Below are 15,491 nucleotides of genomic sequence, written 5' to 3'. Positions count from 1 at the left end.
GGGGCGTCCGTCTCAGGTACTACGCAGGTCACCCGGGGGTGTCCGCAGGGGCGGACCGTCCCGGCTCGTACGAACGCCGCCCGCGTACGGTCCCGGGTACCGGGGGTACGGCACCGCCCCGCGCGGCAGGGCCGCTCACCAGGCGAGCTGGGCGATCTCCTCCGCCACCACCGCGCACGCGTCCGCCCCCGGGTCGATCAGCGGGAAGTGCCCGACGTCCTCCAGCAACGTCACCCCCACCACCTCCCCCGCCTTCGCCGCCGCGTCCGCGAACGACTCGGCGACCGCCTGCGGGACGTCCGCGTCGGTGCGCCCCTGCACCAGGGTGGTGGCGATCCCGGTGGGCAGCAGCAGCGCCGGGTCCGTGTACGGCCGCCGTTCGGCGAAGTGGTCGTCGCCGCCGAGGAGTTGCCGTACGGCGCCTCCGCACACCCCCAGCTTGTCCGCGACCTCGAAGTCCGCGATCGGCGCGAGCGCGACGACACCGCGCAGGGACGCCGGACCACCGGTCCGCCATGCGCAGTCACGCGGCAGCACGTGCCGGGCGGCGGCCCACAGCGCCAGGTGTCCGCCCGCCGAGTGGCCGGTGAGCACGATCCGCCGGGGATCGGCCTGCGGCAGGTGCTCCCGTATCAGCCCGGGCAGCGCGTCCATCGCGGCGGCCACGTCGTCGAACGTGTCGGGCCACCGCCCGGCGACCGGGTCGCCGCCGTCCGCGTCCCCGCGCCGGTACTCGACACTCGCCACGGCGAAGCCCCGCCCGGCCAGGAACGCCGCGAACGGGCTGATGTGGCGCCGGTCGTACGGCGCCCGCCAGGCGCCGCCGTGCAGGACGACCACCACGGGCGCGGGCCCCGGCCCGCCCCGGCCGCGCGGACGGTGGAAGTCGATCAGCTGGTCCGGGTGGTCGCCGTAGGCCGCCGTGACGTCGGGATCCACGGGCGGGCGGGAGAGAGCCGACTCCTCCTCGGCGGCGGCCCGGGCGGCTGCGACGTCCTCCGTCATGCTCAACCTCTCAGCGGTGCAACGTAGGTGACGGACCGACGGGTACGCGGCCGTTTGGCCGGGACGGTATCAGCCCGCGCACGCCCTCCGACATGCGGATGTCACGCACGGTCAGCCCGCCCGGGGGCCGGCCTGCGCGGCAGCGGCCCCCGGACCGGGCCTACGCCAGTTCCTCCGCCAGCACCCGCGCCGCCCGCTCCACGTCCGCGAAGGCGACGTACAGCGGGGTGAACCCGAACCGCAGCACGTCCGGCCGGCGGAAGTCGCCGACCACGCCGCGCGCGATCAGCCGCCCCATCACCTCACCGGCGTCCGGGCAGCGCAACGCGACCTGGCTGCCCCGCTCCGCGTGGGCGCGCGGTGTCACGCACTCCACCCGGCCCTCGGGCAGGTACGCCTCGACGCACTCCAGGAAGAAGTCCGTCAGCGCGAGCGACTTGGCGCGCACCGCGTCGACGGAGACGCCGTCCCAGACCTCCAGCGCCGCCTCCAGGGCGAGCATGGAGAGGATGTCCGGGGTACCGACCCGCCCGCGCACCGCGCCCGCCGCCGGCTCGTACTCCGGGCGCATCCCGAAGGGCTCCGCGTGGGAGTTCCAGCCGGGCAGCGGCGAGTCGAAGCGGTCCTGCAGAGCCTCGCGCACGTACAGGAACGCCGGTGAACCGGGCCCGCCGTTCAGGTACTTGTAGGTGCAGCCGACCGCCAGGTCCACGCCGTGCCCGTCCAGCCCGACCGGCAGCGCTCCCGCGCTGTGGCACAGGTCCCAGACCACCAACGCGCCCGCCGCGTGGACCGCCGCCGTCAGCGACGGCAGGTCGTGCAGCCGGCCGGTGCGGTAGTCGACGTGGTTGAGCAGCACGGCGGCCGTACGGTCCCCGAGCGCGCCCGGCACCTCGGACGGCGGGACCGGGCGCAGCGTGCAGCCGGTCATCCGGGCCGCCGAGTGGGCGATGTAGCCGTCCGTGGGGAAGGTGGTCGCGTCGACCACGATCTCGTCCCGCCCGGCACCGGCCGACCGGGCCAGCCGCACCGCGCCCACCAGTGCCTTGAACACGTTGACGCTGGTCGAGTCGCCGACGACGACCTGCCCGGCCGCGGCGCCGACCAGCGGGGCGATCCGGTCGCCGATCCGCTCCGGCGCCGTCCACCAGCCGCCTTCCGTCCAGGACCGGATCCGCAGCTCGCCCCACTGCCGGCGCACCACGTCCTCGACCCGTCCGGGGACGGCCACGGGCAGCGCGCCCAGCGAGTTCCCGTCGAGGTACACCCCGTCGTCCAGCACGAACTCGGCGCGCTTGGCAGCGAGTTCGTCGGCCCCGTCGAGCTTCTCCGCCTTCAGTGCCTGCTCAGACATAGGACCGCGCCGTCCACAGCTCGGGGAACACGCTCTTCTGCGCCCGTTTCTCCAGCCAGGCCACCCCGGCGGAGCCGCCCGTGCCGGTCTTCGCGCCCATCGCACGGCGGGTGGCGACCAGGTGGTCGTTGCGCCAGCGCCACACCAGCTCGGCGACATCGGTCAGCGCCTCACCGAGACGCGCCACCTCGCCGCGCTCGTCACCCGAGTAGACGGCCGTCCAGACCGACTCCACCTCCGCCGACGGCTCGTACCGGCGTGTCACGTCGCGCCGCAGCACGTCCTCGGGGATCGCGTGCCCGCGCCGCGCGAGGAAGCGCAGCACCTCGTCGTACAGGCTCGGCTCGTGCAGCGCCTTCTCCAGCTCGGCGTGCACCCGCGGCGCGCCCCGGTGCGGGACCAGCATGGAGGCGGACTTGTCGCCGAGCAGGAACTCCATGCGCCGGTACATCGCCGACTGGAAACCGGATCCCTCGCCCAGGGCACCGCGGTAGGAGTTGAACTGTGCCGGGGTGAGTCCGCTCAGCGGCGTCCAGGACGCGTTCAGCGCCTCCAGCTCCCGCACGGACCGCTTCAGCGCGTCGACGGCGGTCGGTACGTCGTCCTGGCGCAGCGCCTTCGCCGCGGTCTCCCACTCGTGGACGATGACGGTGAACCACAGCTCCATCACCTGGGTGGTGACCAGGAAGACCATCTCTCCGGGATCGTCGGAGAGGGTGTGCTGGAGGTGGGTGAGGACGTCGGCCCTGACGTAGTCCTCGTAGGGGGTCGTCCCCTGGAAGTCGAGATGCGGGGTCTCGGGCTCGTGAGCCTCGTGGGACATCGCTGTCTCCTGTACATGTACTCCGGGTAGCGGTCCGCCCCTGCCGTTACCGGCACGGGGGCCCCGGTCCCCACGGTGCATCCTCCGTAATCGTCACCCGGAACCGCAAGGCCCGCCCGTCGGCGGGCGGGCCGGGGCGGCGGCCGCTCCGCCCGGGACCCGGGCCGTCCGCGGCGCTGCGCCCCGCGCGGCGCAGCGGTCAGCCGAGGACGGGGAAGTTGGTCCGGAAGGTGCCGCGCGGGTCGCGCTCGTGCTTCAGGGCCCGCAGCCGGCCCAGCGCCTCGGAGGTGAAGGCGCCGGCCGCCCGCTCGCCGGGGGCGAGGAAGGTGTACGGCTTGCGGCCGCTGGTGTGCGGGGTGAGGGCGGCGGCCAGTTCGCGCTGCCGCTCCCGGACGTCCGCCGCCTGCCGGGGGGTACCCGCGATGCCGAAGGTGTACAGCAGGTACGGCTCGGTCAGTCCCCCGCAGGCGCCGGCGTCGGCCGGGGGCCGGGCCAGCGCTCCGCCGAGGTGGCGCAGCTGCACGCTCAGCAGCGGGTCGATCGGCTCCGCGAGCAGGCACCGGGCGACGTCGTCGGTGAGCTCGGTGAGCAGTTCGGCGCGGGAGGAGCCGGGGCCGGGGTCGGTCGGTTCCGCCGTGATGGTGCCCAGCTCGGCGACCGGGAGCGGGCCCCGGGAGTCGCTGATCCGGCCGCCGATCTTCTCGAACGCCCGCATCAGCGCCGCGCCCTCCCCGGCCGGGCCCAGCCAGGTGGCGTCGACCGCGACCATCGCGGGGGCGCCGGGGAACCGCAGCAGGTCGTACCAGACGGAGAGCCCGTCCGGCGCGCCGGCGGTCACCTCGCGGTACGCGTCGAGCACGGCGGGCGCGGCGGCGGCCGGCCACAGCATCCGCCCGCCGTACAGCTCGTGAGCCGGGTACAGGTCGAACTCGACCGCGGTGACGACGGCGAACTCGCCGCTGCCGCCGCGCAGCGCCCAGAACAGTTCGGGGTCCGACGCGGCGGTCACCTGCCGCCGCGCGCCCTCGGCGTCCACCACGTCGAACGCGCGGACGCTGTCGGCCGCGAAGCCGTGGGCGCGACTGAACCAGCTCAGCCCGCCGCCCAGGGTGTACCCGGTGACGCTGACCACCGGGGAGCTGCCCGCCAGACCGGTCAGCCCGTGCGGACTCGTCACCGTCAGCACCTCGCCCCACCGCACGCCCGCGCCCACCCGGGCCAGCCGCTCGCCGGGGCGGATCTCCACACCGCCCAGGCCGCCCGTGCGCAGCAGGATCGCGCCGTCCGTGTCGCCGGAGGCGCCGTGCCCGCTGGGCTGGGCCAGCACCGCGAGACCCCTGAGGCGGGCCCGGCGGACCACGGCGGCGACGTCGTCGGCGTCGGCCGCGTCCACCACGGCCACCACCCGCTGGTCCACCGCGAGGTTCCAGGGGCGGCGCGCGGCGTCGAAGCCGTCGTCGCCGGGGGTGAGGATCCGGCCCTTGACGGCGGCCCGCAGATCGTTTCCGATGGTCATCCCGATGTCCCTCTCGTCCGTCCCGCTGTGCGATGCCGCTAGCTTCGGCCCGTCCGTCTGGGGTCGAGCTGGGATCGGGTTGAGGTCATGGGCCGCGGTCGCGGGGGAGCGGCCGGGAGGGGGTGCGTCGTGTCGGAGAACCTCGCGTTCCGGCTGTTCGGGGCCGTGGAGGTGGAGGACGAGGCCGGGGGGACGCTGGACCTGGGCACCCGCAAGCAGCGGGCCCTGACCGCGATGCTGGCGCTGGAACCCGGCCGGGTGGTGTCCCTGGACCGGCTGATCGACGAGCTGTGGTCCGGCGAGCCTCCCGCGCGGGCCACCCGCACCCTCCAGGCGTACGTCGCCCACCTGCGCAAGGTGCTCGAACCGGGCCGTCCGCCGCGCACCCCGCCCCGGCTGCTGCTCACCCGCGAGCCCGGCTACCTGCTCGCCGCGGCCCCGGGCCAGGTCGACCTGGAGCGCTTCACGGCGGCCGCGGAGGAGGGGCGCGCGGCGCTGGCCCGCGGGGGCCACGCCGAGGCGTTACGCCTGCTGGACGGGGCGCTGGAGCTGTGGCGCGGGGATCCGCTGGGCGAGTTCACCGACGAACGCTTCGCCCGGCCGGTGGTGTCCCGGCTGGCCGAAGTGCGGGCGTCGGCGGAGGAGGACCGTTACGAGGCGAGGCTCGCGCTGGGCGGGGCGGCCGCCTGCGTGCCCGGCCTGGAGGAACTGACCGGACGCCAGCCCTACCGCGAGCGCGGCTGGGCCCTGCTGGTGCTCGCCCTGTACCGCGCCGGCCGCCAGGCCGACGCGCTGGCGGCCCTGCGGCGGGTACGCGCCCTCCTCGACGGCGAGCTGGGGCTGCGGCCGGGGCCCGAACTGCGGGACCTGGAGCAGGCGGTGCTCCACCAGGCGCCGGAGCTGCGGCTCCCGCCGCCGGAGCCGCCCGCCCCCTCCCCCGCGCCCCGGCCGCCCGCGGGGGCCGACGGGCTCGTCGCCCGGGACAGCGAGCTGGAGCTCGCCGAGCGGACGCTGTCCGCCGCGCGGCGCGGCACCGGGGGTGTGCTGCTGGTGGCCGGGGAGGCCGGCATCGGCAAGACCCGCTACGCCGCCGAGGTCGCCGAGCGGGCGCGGGCGCGCGGCTTCACCGTGGCCCGCGGCGGCTGCGTCGACGGCACCGCGCCCGCCTTCTGGCCGTGGGTCCAGGTGCTGCGCGAGGCGGCCGGTGACGCCGCCGGGCACCTGCTGACCGACCCGGTGTCCGCGGCGGATCCCGACGCCGCGCTGTACGAGCGCTACGAGCGCGTCGTGTCCGCGCTGACCGCCGGGGCCGAACCGCTGCTGATCGTCGTCGAGGACCTCCAGTGGGCCGACGCCTCCTCCCTGCGGCTGTTGTCCCACGTCACCGGCGCCGTCGCCCGACGGCCGGTGCTCGTGCTCGCCACCTGCCGTCCCGAGCCCGGCGACCACCCGGGCCCCCTGCGTGACACCCTCGGCGCGCTGGCCCGTCTGGAGGACACCGCGCGCGTGGAACTCGCGCCGTTCACCGAGGCCGACGTCGCCGCGTACCTGCGCGCCCGCGGGCTGGCCGGGCACCGGTCGCGGGCGCTGCTGGCCCGCACCGGCGGCAACCCGTTCTACCTGGGCGAGGTGCTGCGGCTGGGGCGGAGCGAGGGCGGGGACGACGCGCTGCCCGCCGGGGTCAGGGACGTCATCGAGCGGCGGGTGGCCCGCCTGCCGGAGGAGACCGCCCGCCTGCTCCGCGCCGCCGCCGTGGCCGGCGCCGAGACGGACGCGGAACTGCTCGCCGCCGTCACCGGCCTCCCCGTCGAGGACGTCCTGGACGGGCTGGAACCGGCCGTCGCCACCGGTCTGCTCGTCGAACCGCCGGCCGGCCCCGACTACCGCTTCGGCCACGCCCTGGTGCGCGAGGCCCTCTACGCCGGGCTGCGCCGCTCGGACCGCGCCCGCCTGCACCTGCGCGTCGGTGAGACGCTGGAGCCGCTGCTGCCGCCCGCCGAGGCCGCCGTCCTGGCCCGGCACTTCGCCGCCGCCGCGCGGGTCGGCGGCGCGCCCCGGGCGGTGGCGCACGCGTCGGCCGCGGCCCGGCACGCCACCACGCAGCAGGCGTACACCGAGGCCGTGGACCTGTGGGAGCTGGCGCTGTCGGTCCTGCCGCCGGGCGGGCCGGACGCGGAGCGGGCCCGGCTGCTCACCGAGCTCGGCCAGGCCCGCCGCTCCGCGGGCGACGCCACCGGCGCCGGCCGGGACCTGGACGCCGCCTTCGCCCTGGCGGACGCCTGCGGCGACCGGCGGGCCCTGACCGGCGTCCTCACCGCCTTCGCCGCCCCCACCCTGTGGAACTGGCGCCCGTACGGCACGGTCGCCCAGCCGGTCGTGCGGGCGATCGAGGACCTGCTGGCCGGGCCGCTCGACGACCGCGACCGGGCCGCCCTGCTCGGCGCCCTGGGCGTCGAGCTGCACTACAGCCCGCGCCGAGCCGAGGGGGAGCGGCACGCGGCCGACGCGGTCCGGCTGGCCCGTGGCCTCGACGACCCGGAGCTGCTCGCCCGCACCCTCGGCAACTACCTCCTGGCGAGCTTCGCCCCCGGCCGCAACACCGAACGGCTGCGCGCCGCGGCGGAACTGGCGGCACTGCCCGCACTGCCCCGCTCCACCGAGCTGATCGCCCGCGCCTTCGCGATGGCCTGCCTGCTGCGCGCGGGCGACCTCGCCGGGTGGGAACGGGAGCTGGACCGCTGCCGCCTGCTGCTCAAGGAGGCGCCGCGTCCGGAGCTGGAGTCGATCGTGAAGGTCGCCCAGACCGCCCGCGCCGTCCTCGACGGACGGTGGGCCGAGGCGGAGGAACTGGCCGGCACCTACTCCTCCACCCGCTTCGCCGCCACGCCGTGGGGCGCGCGGTGGCGGACCCTGGTCACCACCTACACCAGCAGGCGCGCCCAGGGCCGGGGCGCGGAGGTCGCCGCGGACCTGGTGGCGGCCGCCGCCGAACCGGACATGGTCCCGCTGCGCCCGGTGGCGGTCCTGGCCACCGCCGAGGCCGGCCGCACCGACGAGGCCCGTGAGCTGCTCACCCGCTGGGGCTCGGACGTCGCGGACGACTGGACGGCCGACTTCCTGCTGCCCGTGTGGGGCCTGGTCGCCGCCCGCCTCGGCACCCCCGACCCCCGGCACCTGTACGACCTGCTGGCGCCGCACGCCGACCAGTTCGTCGTGGCCGGCATGGGCACCGCCGCCTGGGGGCCGGTCCACCTCGTCCTGGCCGCCCTGGCCGGCCGCCTGGGCCGCCCGGGCCTCGCCGCCGAGCACACCGCGGCGGCCCGCGCGCTCCACCCGCGGCCCGCCCCGGCGCCCGCCGGCGAGGTGGCAGACTGACCCACATGACCACGCACCAGAACCTCCTCGGCGGACCGGAACCGACCCACCTCCCCGAGAACGAGAAGGCCTACGCGCTGCTCGCCGACGAGTCCGCCCCGCCGGCGCGGGTGGCGGCGGACTACCCGACGTTCTCCCTGGCGTGGGCGATGCTCGCCGACGACGCCTACCAGGCCGACCGGGTGGTCGAGTCGTACGCGTACGCGCGCACCGGCTACCACCGCGGGCTGGACGCGCTGCGGCGGGCCGGCTGGAAGGGTCACGGCCCGGTCCCGTGGAGCCACCGCGGCAACCGCGGCTTCCTGCGCTGCCTCGCCGCACTGGCGCGGGCGGCCGGGACGATCGGCGAGACGGACGAGGCCGAGCGGTGCTGGACCTTCCTCAAGGACAGCAGCGAAGAGGCGTACACCGCGCTCAAGCAGTAGCCGGGGGCCGGCTCCGGGGGTGTCCCGCACCCCCTGGTAGCCGGGAGTGGGCTCGGGGGGTGTCCCGCGCCCCCTAGAGCCGCTTCCCGCCCGCTCCCCCCTCCGCCTCCAGCGGCGGCACGGCCACGCTGCCGTGGGTGCGGCACTCCGGCCGGCGGCAGTCGGGGGTGGGGCGGCGGACGGTCGCGAAGGCGAGGGCGGAGCCCGCCACCAGGACGACCGCGCACAGCACCATGGCCCTGCCGAACGCCTCGTCGAAGGCCGCGGGCACCCGGTAGGCCTCCGGGCCCATCCCGGCGAGCAGCGGCAGGGCCGCCACCGCGACCAGGCCGGCCGCGCGGGCGGCGGCGTTGTTGATGCCGCTGGCCAGGCCGGCCCGCGCGGTGTCCACGGAGGCGAGGACGGTCGCGGTCAGCGGCGCCACCAGGGTGACCATGCCGAGGCCGAGCACCAGCAGCGCGGGCAGCACCTCGGTGGCGTAGGAGGCGCCCGGCCCGACCCGCAGCATCAGCAGCATTCCCGCCGCGCACAGCAGCGGCCCGACGGTGAGGGGGATGCGCGGGCCGATCCGGTCGCCGAGTTCACCCGAGCGGGCGGAGAGCAGCAGCATCAGGGCGGTCGTGGGCAGCAGGGCCGTGCCGGCGGCCAGCGCGGACCAGCCGACGACGACCTGGAGCTGGAGCGCGGCGAGGAAGAAGAAGCCGCCGAACGCCGCGTACACGCACAGGGTGACGACGTTGACCGACGCGAACTGGCGGGAGGCGAAGATGCCGAGCGGCATCATCGGGTGCGGGCGCCGCTTCTCGACGAGGACGAAGGCGACCGCGGCGGCCAGTCCGGCGACGGCGGACACGGCGACCATCGGCGATCCCGACTCGGCCTCGATCAGCGCGTACGTCACCAGCGCGAGGGCGATCGCGCCGAGCGCGGCGCCGAGCACGTCGAAGCGTCCCTCGGCCTTCCCGCCCGACGACTCCGGTACGTGCCGCACGGCGATGGGGGCGCACACCAGGGCCAGGGGCACGTTGATCAGGAACACCCAGCGCCAGCCGGGCCCGTCCACCAGCCAGCCCCCGACGAACGGGCCGACCGCCGCGCCGATCCCGCCGAACCCGGACCACAGGCCGACCGCGCGGCCCCGGTCGTCGGGGTGGACGGAGGCCTGGATGAGGGCGAGCGAGCCGGGGGTGAGGAGCGCGCCGCCGACGCCCTGGAGCGCGCGGGCGGCGATGAGCATCCCGGCGTTCGGGGCGATCCCGCACAGCAGCGAGGCCGCGGCGAACCACAGCACCCCGACGACGAACACCTTGCGCCGCCCGAACCGGTCGCCCAGCGCCCCGCCGAGCAGGATCAGCCCGGCCAGCGTGACCATGTAGGCGTTGACGGTCCACTGCAGGGCGCCGAGGTCGGCACCGAGGTCCTGGCCGATGCGCGGGAGGGCCACGTTGACCACGGTGGAGTCGAGCAGGGCCATGCTGGAGCCGAGGACCGTGGTGAGCAGGATCCACTTGCCCTGCGGGGAGGACAGCCGGACGTCGGGCATGCGGCCGAGCATACGGAAGGGCCCGGCACCGCGAGCGGTACCGGGCCCTTGCGCGGCGCGGGCGGGTTACTTGATGCGGGTGCCCGTCGAGCGCAGGTTCTGGCAGGCCTCCACGACGCGGGCCGCCATGGACGCCTCGGCGAGCTTGCCCCAGGTACGCGGGTCGTAGGTCTTCTTGTCGCCGACCTCGCCGTCGACCTTCAGGACGCCGTCGTAGTTGCGGAACATGTGGTCGGCGACCGGGCGGGTGAACGCGTACTGGGTGTCGGTGTCGATGTTCATCTTCACGACGCCGTTCTCCAGCGCGGTGAGGATCTCCTCCGGGGTGGAGCCGGAGCCGCCGTGGAAGACGAAGTCGAACGGCTGCGCGCCGGCCGGCTTGCCGTACTTGGCGGCGACGCCCTCGTTGAGCTCCTTCAGCAGCTCGGGACGGAGGACGACGTTGCCCGGCTTGTACACGCCGTGCACGTTGCCGAAGGACGCGGCGAGCAGGTAGCGGCCCTTGTCGCCGAGGCCGAGGGCCTCCGCCGTGCGGACCGCGTCGTCGACCGTGGTGTAGAGGGAGTCGTTGATCTCGTGCGAGACGCCGTCCTCCTCGCCGCCGGTCGGGGTGATCTCGACCTCGAGGATGATCTTCGCGGCGCGGGCGCGCTCCAGGAGTTCCTGGGCGATGGACAGGTTGTCCGCGAGGGTCTCCGCGGAGCCGTCCCACATGTGGGACTGGAACAGCGGGTTGCGGCCGGCCTTGACGCGCTCCTCGGACACCGCGAGCAGCGGGCGTACGTACCCGTCCAGCTTGTCCTTCGGGCAGTGGTCGGTGTGCAGGGCGATGTTGACGTCGTACTTCTCGGCGACGATGTGCGCGAACTCGGCCAGGGCGACCGCGCCGGTCACCATGTCCTTGCTGTGCTGGCCGCCCAGGAACTCGGCGCCGCCGGTCGAGATCTGGACGATGCCGTCGCTCTCCGCCTCGGCGAAGCCGCGCAGTGCCGCGTGCAGGGTCTGCGACGACGTGACGTTGATGGCCGGGTAGGCGAACTTCTCCGCCTTCGCCCGGTCCAGCATCTCGTTGTAGACCTCGGGAGTTGCGATGGGCATCTGTCCGCTCCTTAAGCGTGCGGTGTGGCGTGCTGCGTACTGTCGGCCCTGACCTGGAACCTTGGAAGCGACGTCATTGTCGGCCTCATCCTCCCAGACTTGCCCGGCTGGTCGACGGTGCAGGTCAAGTCGTTATGTCGGGCGATATCCGGCCGGGCGCCCCCGGGGTGCCCCGCGGGGCACCGCGCGGCCTCGGTCCCGGTCGGGCCCGTGGTCTCAGTCGAGGCCGAGCTCGTCCTTGGAGTAGGCGAAGAGGTACGGCACCCCGGCGCCCTCCTGGATCTTCTCGGCGGCACCGGTCGCCCGGTCCACGATGGTCGCGACGGCCACGACCTCGGCACCGGCCTCGCGCACCGCCTCGACGGCGGTCAGCGGGGAGCCGCCGGTGGTGGAGGTGTCCTCGACGACGAGCACCCGGCGGCCCTTGATGTCCGGGCCCTCCACGCGCCGCTGCAGTCCGTGCGCCTTGGCGGCCTTGCGGACCACGAACGCGTCCAGCTTCCGGCCCCGCGCGGCGGCGGCGTGCAGCATCGCGGCCGCGACCGGGTCGGCGCCCATGGTCAGCCCGCCCACCGCGTCGAACTCCAGTTCCGCCGTCAGGTCCAGCAGCACCTGCCCGACCAGCGGCGCGGCCTGCCCGTCGAGGGTGACGCGACGCAGGTCGACGTAGTAGTCGGCCTCCAGACCGGAGGAGAGCGTCACCTTGCCGTGCACCACGGCCTTGTCCTTGATCTGCTGCAGCAGCGCGCCGCGCGTGTCCGTCATGCCTGCCAGCTTAGAGGCGGGTCCAGGTCCACGTGGTCGAGGCCTCCAGCGGCTCCAGGGGGGTGACCAGGCGCGGGTGGGTGTTCAGCCCGTTGGGGGGCCCGGTCTGCGGCTCCACGCACACGGCCTCGCGCTGTTCGTCGTACACCACGACCCACTCCTCGCGGCTGGTCACCTTCAGCTCCAGCCGCTCCGGCCAGGTGAGGGTGACGTCGACACCGCCGGGCATCCCGAAGCAGTCGTCCCACGGCCCCGGCTGCGGGTCGGTGCGCCGCCCGGTGGGCAGGTGGTCCTCACCGCGCTCCTCCTGCCAGGCGGGCGCGAAGCCGATGCTCACGTCCGCGCCGCCGAGGCTGCGGTGGAACCACGGGTGCCAGCCGATCTGCGCCGGGAAGGACGACTCGTACGTCTCCACGCTCATCGTCAGCGTCAGCGCGTCCTCGCCGAGCGCGATCTGCTGGGTGACCCGGCCCGGGTACGGCCACGGCTCGGCCAGGTCGTACGTGAGGACGGCCTCGTCGGTGGTCTTGCGGGCGACGCGCCAGGCGGCGTCGCGGGCGGTGCCGTGGATGGCGTGCGGCGGGGCGTTGAGCGGCATCTGCCGCACGGTGGCGCCGTCATGGAAGCGTCCGTCGCGGATCCGTCCGCACCAGGGCACCATCGGGAAGCACCCGTAGCGCTCCCCCTGCCGCAGCAGTTCGACGCCCCCGACCCGCAGCCCACCGACCCGCCCGCCGTTGCCCGGCAGCACGTCCACTTCCGCGTCGCCCGCGGTCAGCGTGATGTGTTCGTTACTCACGCCGACGACCCTACTGGGACGATCAAGACCGCCTGCCCACGACCACCCTCGACCAGCCACCCGGCGACCAGCCGTGACGGGACGACCGCCACCGGGGGTCAGTGGCGTTTGCGCAGGGCCCGGATCGCGACCACGGCCGAGGCGACCGCGAGGGCTGCCGCCGGGGCGGCCCAGCGCAGCGTCGCGGGGGACGAGACCGTCTGCGGGGCGGGGACGGGGGCGTAGCGGCCGCGGGGCGGGGCGTGGTCCACCTCCTCTGCGCTGCGTCCGATCATCGTCCTGCGGGCGTGGGCGGCCTCCGCGACGCGGTCCTCGCCGTCCTCGTCCTCGTCCCCGTCACGGTCCAGGTCGTCCTGCGCGTCCTGGGCGTCCTGTGCGTCCTGGGCGTTTTGCGCGTCCCCGGGGCCGGGGGGCGGGGTCGTCTCCGCGTCCGGCGCGGGGGCGGGCGGCGGTGGTGTGTCCTCGGCGTCGGGGGTGGTCTCGAAGTCCGTGGTGGCCCGGGGCTCGAAGTCGCCGGTGGAGAGCAGTTCCGGCGACTCGGGTTCCCCGGCGGTGCCGGACGGCTCGGGTGTCTCCGCCGCCACGCGTCCCAGGTTCTCCCCGAAGCGGTTCAGCAGGCGGGTCACCGCCGCCGCCACCGCTTCCGGGGGCAGGTCGGTGACGCGGCCGTCGGCCGTCGCCGTGCCGGAGACGGTGAGGGTGGTGCCGCCGTCCGCGGGCCGCAGCCGCAGCCGCAGTGCCGGCCGCACCGAGCCGCTGCCCCGGGTCTCCGACGCCTCGCCCTCGACGGTGTAGGAACCGTCGTCCCGCGCGGACACCCGCAGGGCACCGCGGTAGGTGACGGAGTGGCTGCCGACGCGGACCTTCAGGCGGCCGGCGACGGGGTCGGCGCCGGCGCCGGCGTCGTGCTGGAGCCCGGGCACCGCCCGGGCGACCCGCGCGGGGTCGTCCAGCACTTCCCTGAGCCGCTCCTCCTCAACCGGAACGAACACCTCGTGCTCCATGAGTGCGGAGCCTACCCAGACGACGCCGGGCTGCACCCCCGTGTGCGGGAAGTGGCGGCGCGTCGGTGCGGAACGCGGTAAGGGGCTCAGTCGCTGTAGCGGGGGTGGAGCAGGGTGGACGGTTCCGGTCCGCGCACCCGGGTGCGTTCGGCGGCGCGGGCGTCGGCCGCCAGGGAGGCGTCGGTGAGGGTGCGGGGGTGCGGTCCGGCCGGGTCCAGGCGCGGCTCGGGCGGACGGTGGAGCGCGGCCAGCACGAACCCCCAGTCGCGGTGGGCGTGCGCGGTGCTCCGGGAGCCGCGGTCGGGTCCTGCGGCGAAACCGGCCTCCCGGCCGCGCACCCGGTACGCGGCGGTGCGGAACCCCGCCGCGCGGAGCGTGGCGTCCACCGTCCAGAAGTCGCGGGGCCGGTGCGCCACCGCGCCCCCGTGCACCACGAGCCGCCCGCCGGGCGCCAGCACCTGCCGGGCCAGCCCGTAGAACTCCTGCGAGTACAGCTTCGTGCTGGCGGTGATCCCCGGATGCGGAAGATCGGAGACGATCACGTCGTACGCCGCCGGGGCCGCACCCCGCAGCCAGTCGAAGGCGTCCGCGGTGGTCACGCGGACCCGGGGGTCGTCGAGGGCGTGCGCGTTCAGCGCGGAGAGGGCCGGGTCGTGGCGGGCCAGCCGCACCACGCCCGCGTCGAGTTCGACGACGTCGACGCGGCGGACACCGCTGTGGCGCAGCACCTCGCGCGCGGCCAGCCCGTCCCCGCCGCCGAGGACGAGGACGCGGGCGTGCGGGCCGTTCATCGCGGGGTGCGCCAGCGCCTCGTGGTACCGCAGTTCGTCCCGGCCGCTGACCCGCAGCCGCCCGTCGAGGTACAGGTTCAGCGGCCGCCCCTCCTGCCCGCCGGTGATCAGCACCTCCTGCACGTCCGTGTGCACGGCGACCCGTACGTCCGGGCCGTACATGGCGTGCCGGGCGGCCCGCTCGAAGTCGTCGACGAGGACGGCGGCGGAGCCGAGGACCACGAGCACGCACACGTTGGCCGCCACCAGCAGCCGGCGGGCGCGGGGGGTGAGGTCCTGCCGGAACAGTCCGAGGACCAGCGCCCCGCCGACGACCGCGTTGACCGCGCCCGTGATCAGCGCGCCGGTCAGCTGCCCGAGCAGCGGCAGGAGGAGGAACGGGAAGGCGAGTCCGCCCACCAGCGCGCCGACGTAGTCCGCGGCGGACAGGTCGGCCACCGCGCCGCCCGCGTCCTGCCGCCGGATCCGCTGGATCAGCTCCATGAGCAGCGGCACCTCGGCCCCGATCAGCAGCCCGGTGGCGAGGGAGAAGGCGACCAGCAGGGTGCGCGGGCCGCTCGCCCAGACGCCGCCCCAGTCACCCGTCCAGGCGAACACCGCGTACAGGGCCATCGCGCTGCATCCGCCGACCAGTGCCAGGGCCGCCTCGACGGCGCCGAAACCGGCCGCCGCGCGCCGCCGCAGCCGCTTCGCGGCCAGGGAGCCGATGCCCATCGCGAAGACCATCACGGACAGCACGACGGAGGTCTGGGCGACGGAGTCGCCCATCAAGTACGTGGCCAGCGCGACCAGTTCCAGCTCGTACACCAGGCCGCAGGCCGCGCAGACGAACACGCCCGCGAGGACCAGGAACCGCCCGGTGTCCTGCCGGACGGGCAGTCGCAGCGAACTCCCCGCGTCGCCACCGGGCCCGTCCCAGGACTGCGCGGAGCCGGGCGGTGCGGGGGCCTGCGACTCGATCACCCCAGCGACGTTACGTCACGGCCTCATCGC

Annotated in this window: 12 protein-coding genes; 2 read left to right on the top strand and 10 right to left on the bottom strand. The window is 75.5% G+C overall.

Translation table 11 applies throughout. The features are described from left to right. Positions 1–135: 135 nt before the first annotated feature. The 4 genes from IE172_RS07875 to IE172_RS07860 all read right to left on the bottom strand — a co-directional run bounded on the left by IE172_RS07875 (position 136) and on the right by IE172_RS07860 (position 4,698). A complete protein-coding gene (locus tag IE172_RS07875; RefSeq protein WP_190096357.1) occupies positions 136–1,005 on the bottom strand; it encodes an alpha/beta hydrolase in 870 nt (289 codons plus the stop codon). 160 nt (positions 1,006–1,165) lie between these two features. Continuing rightward, positions 1,166–2,359, bottom strand: coding sequence for a kynureninase (kynU, locus tag IE172_RS07870; protein ID WP_190096356.1), 1,194 nt, complete (start codon positions 2,357–2,359; stop codon positions 1,166–1,168). Then, a complete protein-coding gene (locus tag IE172_RS07865) occupies positions 2,352–3,182 on the bottom strand; it encodes a tryptophan 2,3-dioxygenase family protein (protein WP_190096355.1) in 831 nt (276 codons plus the stop codon). The genes kynU and IE172_RS07865 overlap by 8 nt, the downstream gene beginning before the upstream one ends. Positions 3,183–3,381: 199 nt before the next feature. Beyond that, the gene (locus IE172_RS07860; RefSeq protein WP_190096354.1) at positions 3,382–4,698 is read right to left on the bottom strand and encodes an FAD-binding oxidoreductase; all 1,317 of its coding nucleotides are present in this window, start codon (positions 4,696–4,698) and stop codon (positions 3,382–3,384) included. A gap of 129 nt (positions 4,699–4,827) precedes the next feature. On the opposite strand from IE172_RS07860, the gene IE172_RS07855 reads away from it, so the two are divergent. Next, on the top strand, positions 4,828–8,073 hold the full coding sequence (locus IE172_RS07855) for an ATP-binding protein (protein WP_190096353.1): 3,246 nt from the start codon (positions 4,828–4,830) through the stop codon (positions 8,071–8,073). Positions 8,074–8,078: 5 nt separating this feature from the next. After that, positions 8,079–8,498: a DUF3151 domain-containing protein gene (locus tag IE172_RS07850; RefSeq protein ID WP_190096352.1), complete on the top strand. Its 420-nt coding sequence runs from the start codon at positions 8,079–8,081 to the stop codon at positions 8,496–8,498. A gap of 73 nt (positions 8,499–8,571) precedes the next feature. Here IE172_RS07850 and IE172_RS07845 read toward each other — a convergent pair whose 3' ends face one another. From IE172_RS07845 to IE172_RS07820, 6 genes are all read right to left on the bottom strand, one after another. Beyond that, positions 8,572–10,041: an MFS transporter gene (locus IE172_RS07845; RefSeq protein WP_190096351.1), complete on the bottom strand. Its 1,470-nt coding sequence runs from the start codon at positions 10,039–10,041 to the stop codon at positions 8,572–8,574. A 66-nt stretch (positions 10,042–10,107) separates the two neighbouring features. Beyond that, positions 10,108–11,139 carry a class II fructose-bisphosphate aldolase gene (fbaA, locus tag IE172_RS07840; protein ID WP_190096350.1) on the bottom strand — a complete coding sequence of 344 codons (1,032 nt, stop codon included), beginning with the start codon at positions 11,137–11,139 and terminating at the stop codon, positions 10,108–10,110. A gap of 216 nt (positions 11,140–11,355) precedes the next feature. Further along, on the bottom strand, positions 11,356–11,904 hold the full coding sequence (gene pyrE, locus IE172_RS07835; protein WP_190096349.1) for an orotate phosphoribosyltransferase: 549 nt from the start codon (positions 11,902–11,904) through the stop codon (positions 11,356–11,358). Between the two features lie 10 nt (positions 11,905–11,914). After that, positions 11,915–12,703, bottom strand: coding sequence for an aldose epimerase family protein (locus IE172_RS07830; RefSeq protein WP_190096348.1), 789 nt, complete (start codon positions 12,701–12,703; stop codon positions 11,915–11,917). A 98-nt stretch (positions 12,704–12,801) separates the two neighbouring features. Further along, positions 12,802–13,707, bottom strand: a complete 906-nt coding sequence (locus IE172_RS07825) for an SRPBCC domain-containing protein (RefSeq protein WP_190096347.1) — start codon at positions 13,705–13,707, stop codon at positions 12,802–12,804. An 86-nt stretch (positions 13,708–13,793) separates the two neighbouring features. Then, positions 13,794–15,461, bottom strand: a complete 1,668-nt coding sequence (locus tag IE172_RS07820; protein ID WP_190096346.1) for a polyamine aminopropyltransferase — start codon at positions 15,459–15,461, stop codon at positions 13,794–13,796. Positions 15,462–15,491 lie beyond the last annotated feature (30 nt).

The sequence above is a fragment of the Streptomyces griseoflavus genome (assembly GCF_014649995.1).
Classification (GTDB): Bacteria; Actinomycetota; Actinomycetes; order Streptomycetales; family Streptomycetaceae; genus Streptomyces; species Streptomyces griseoflavus.
Note: the sequence above shows the minus strand (reverse complement) of the source record. Positions and strands in the feature narration are given on the sequence as shown.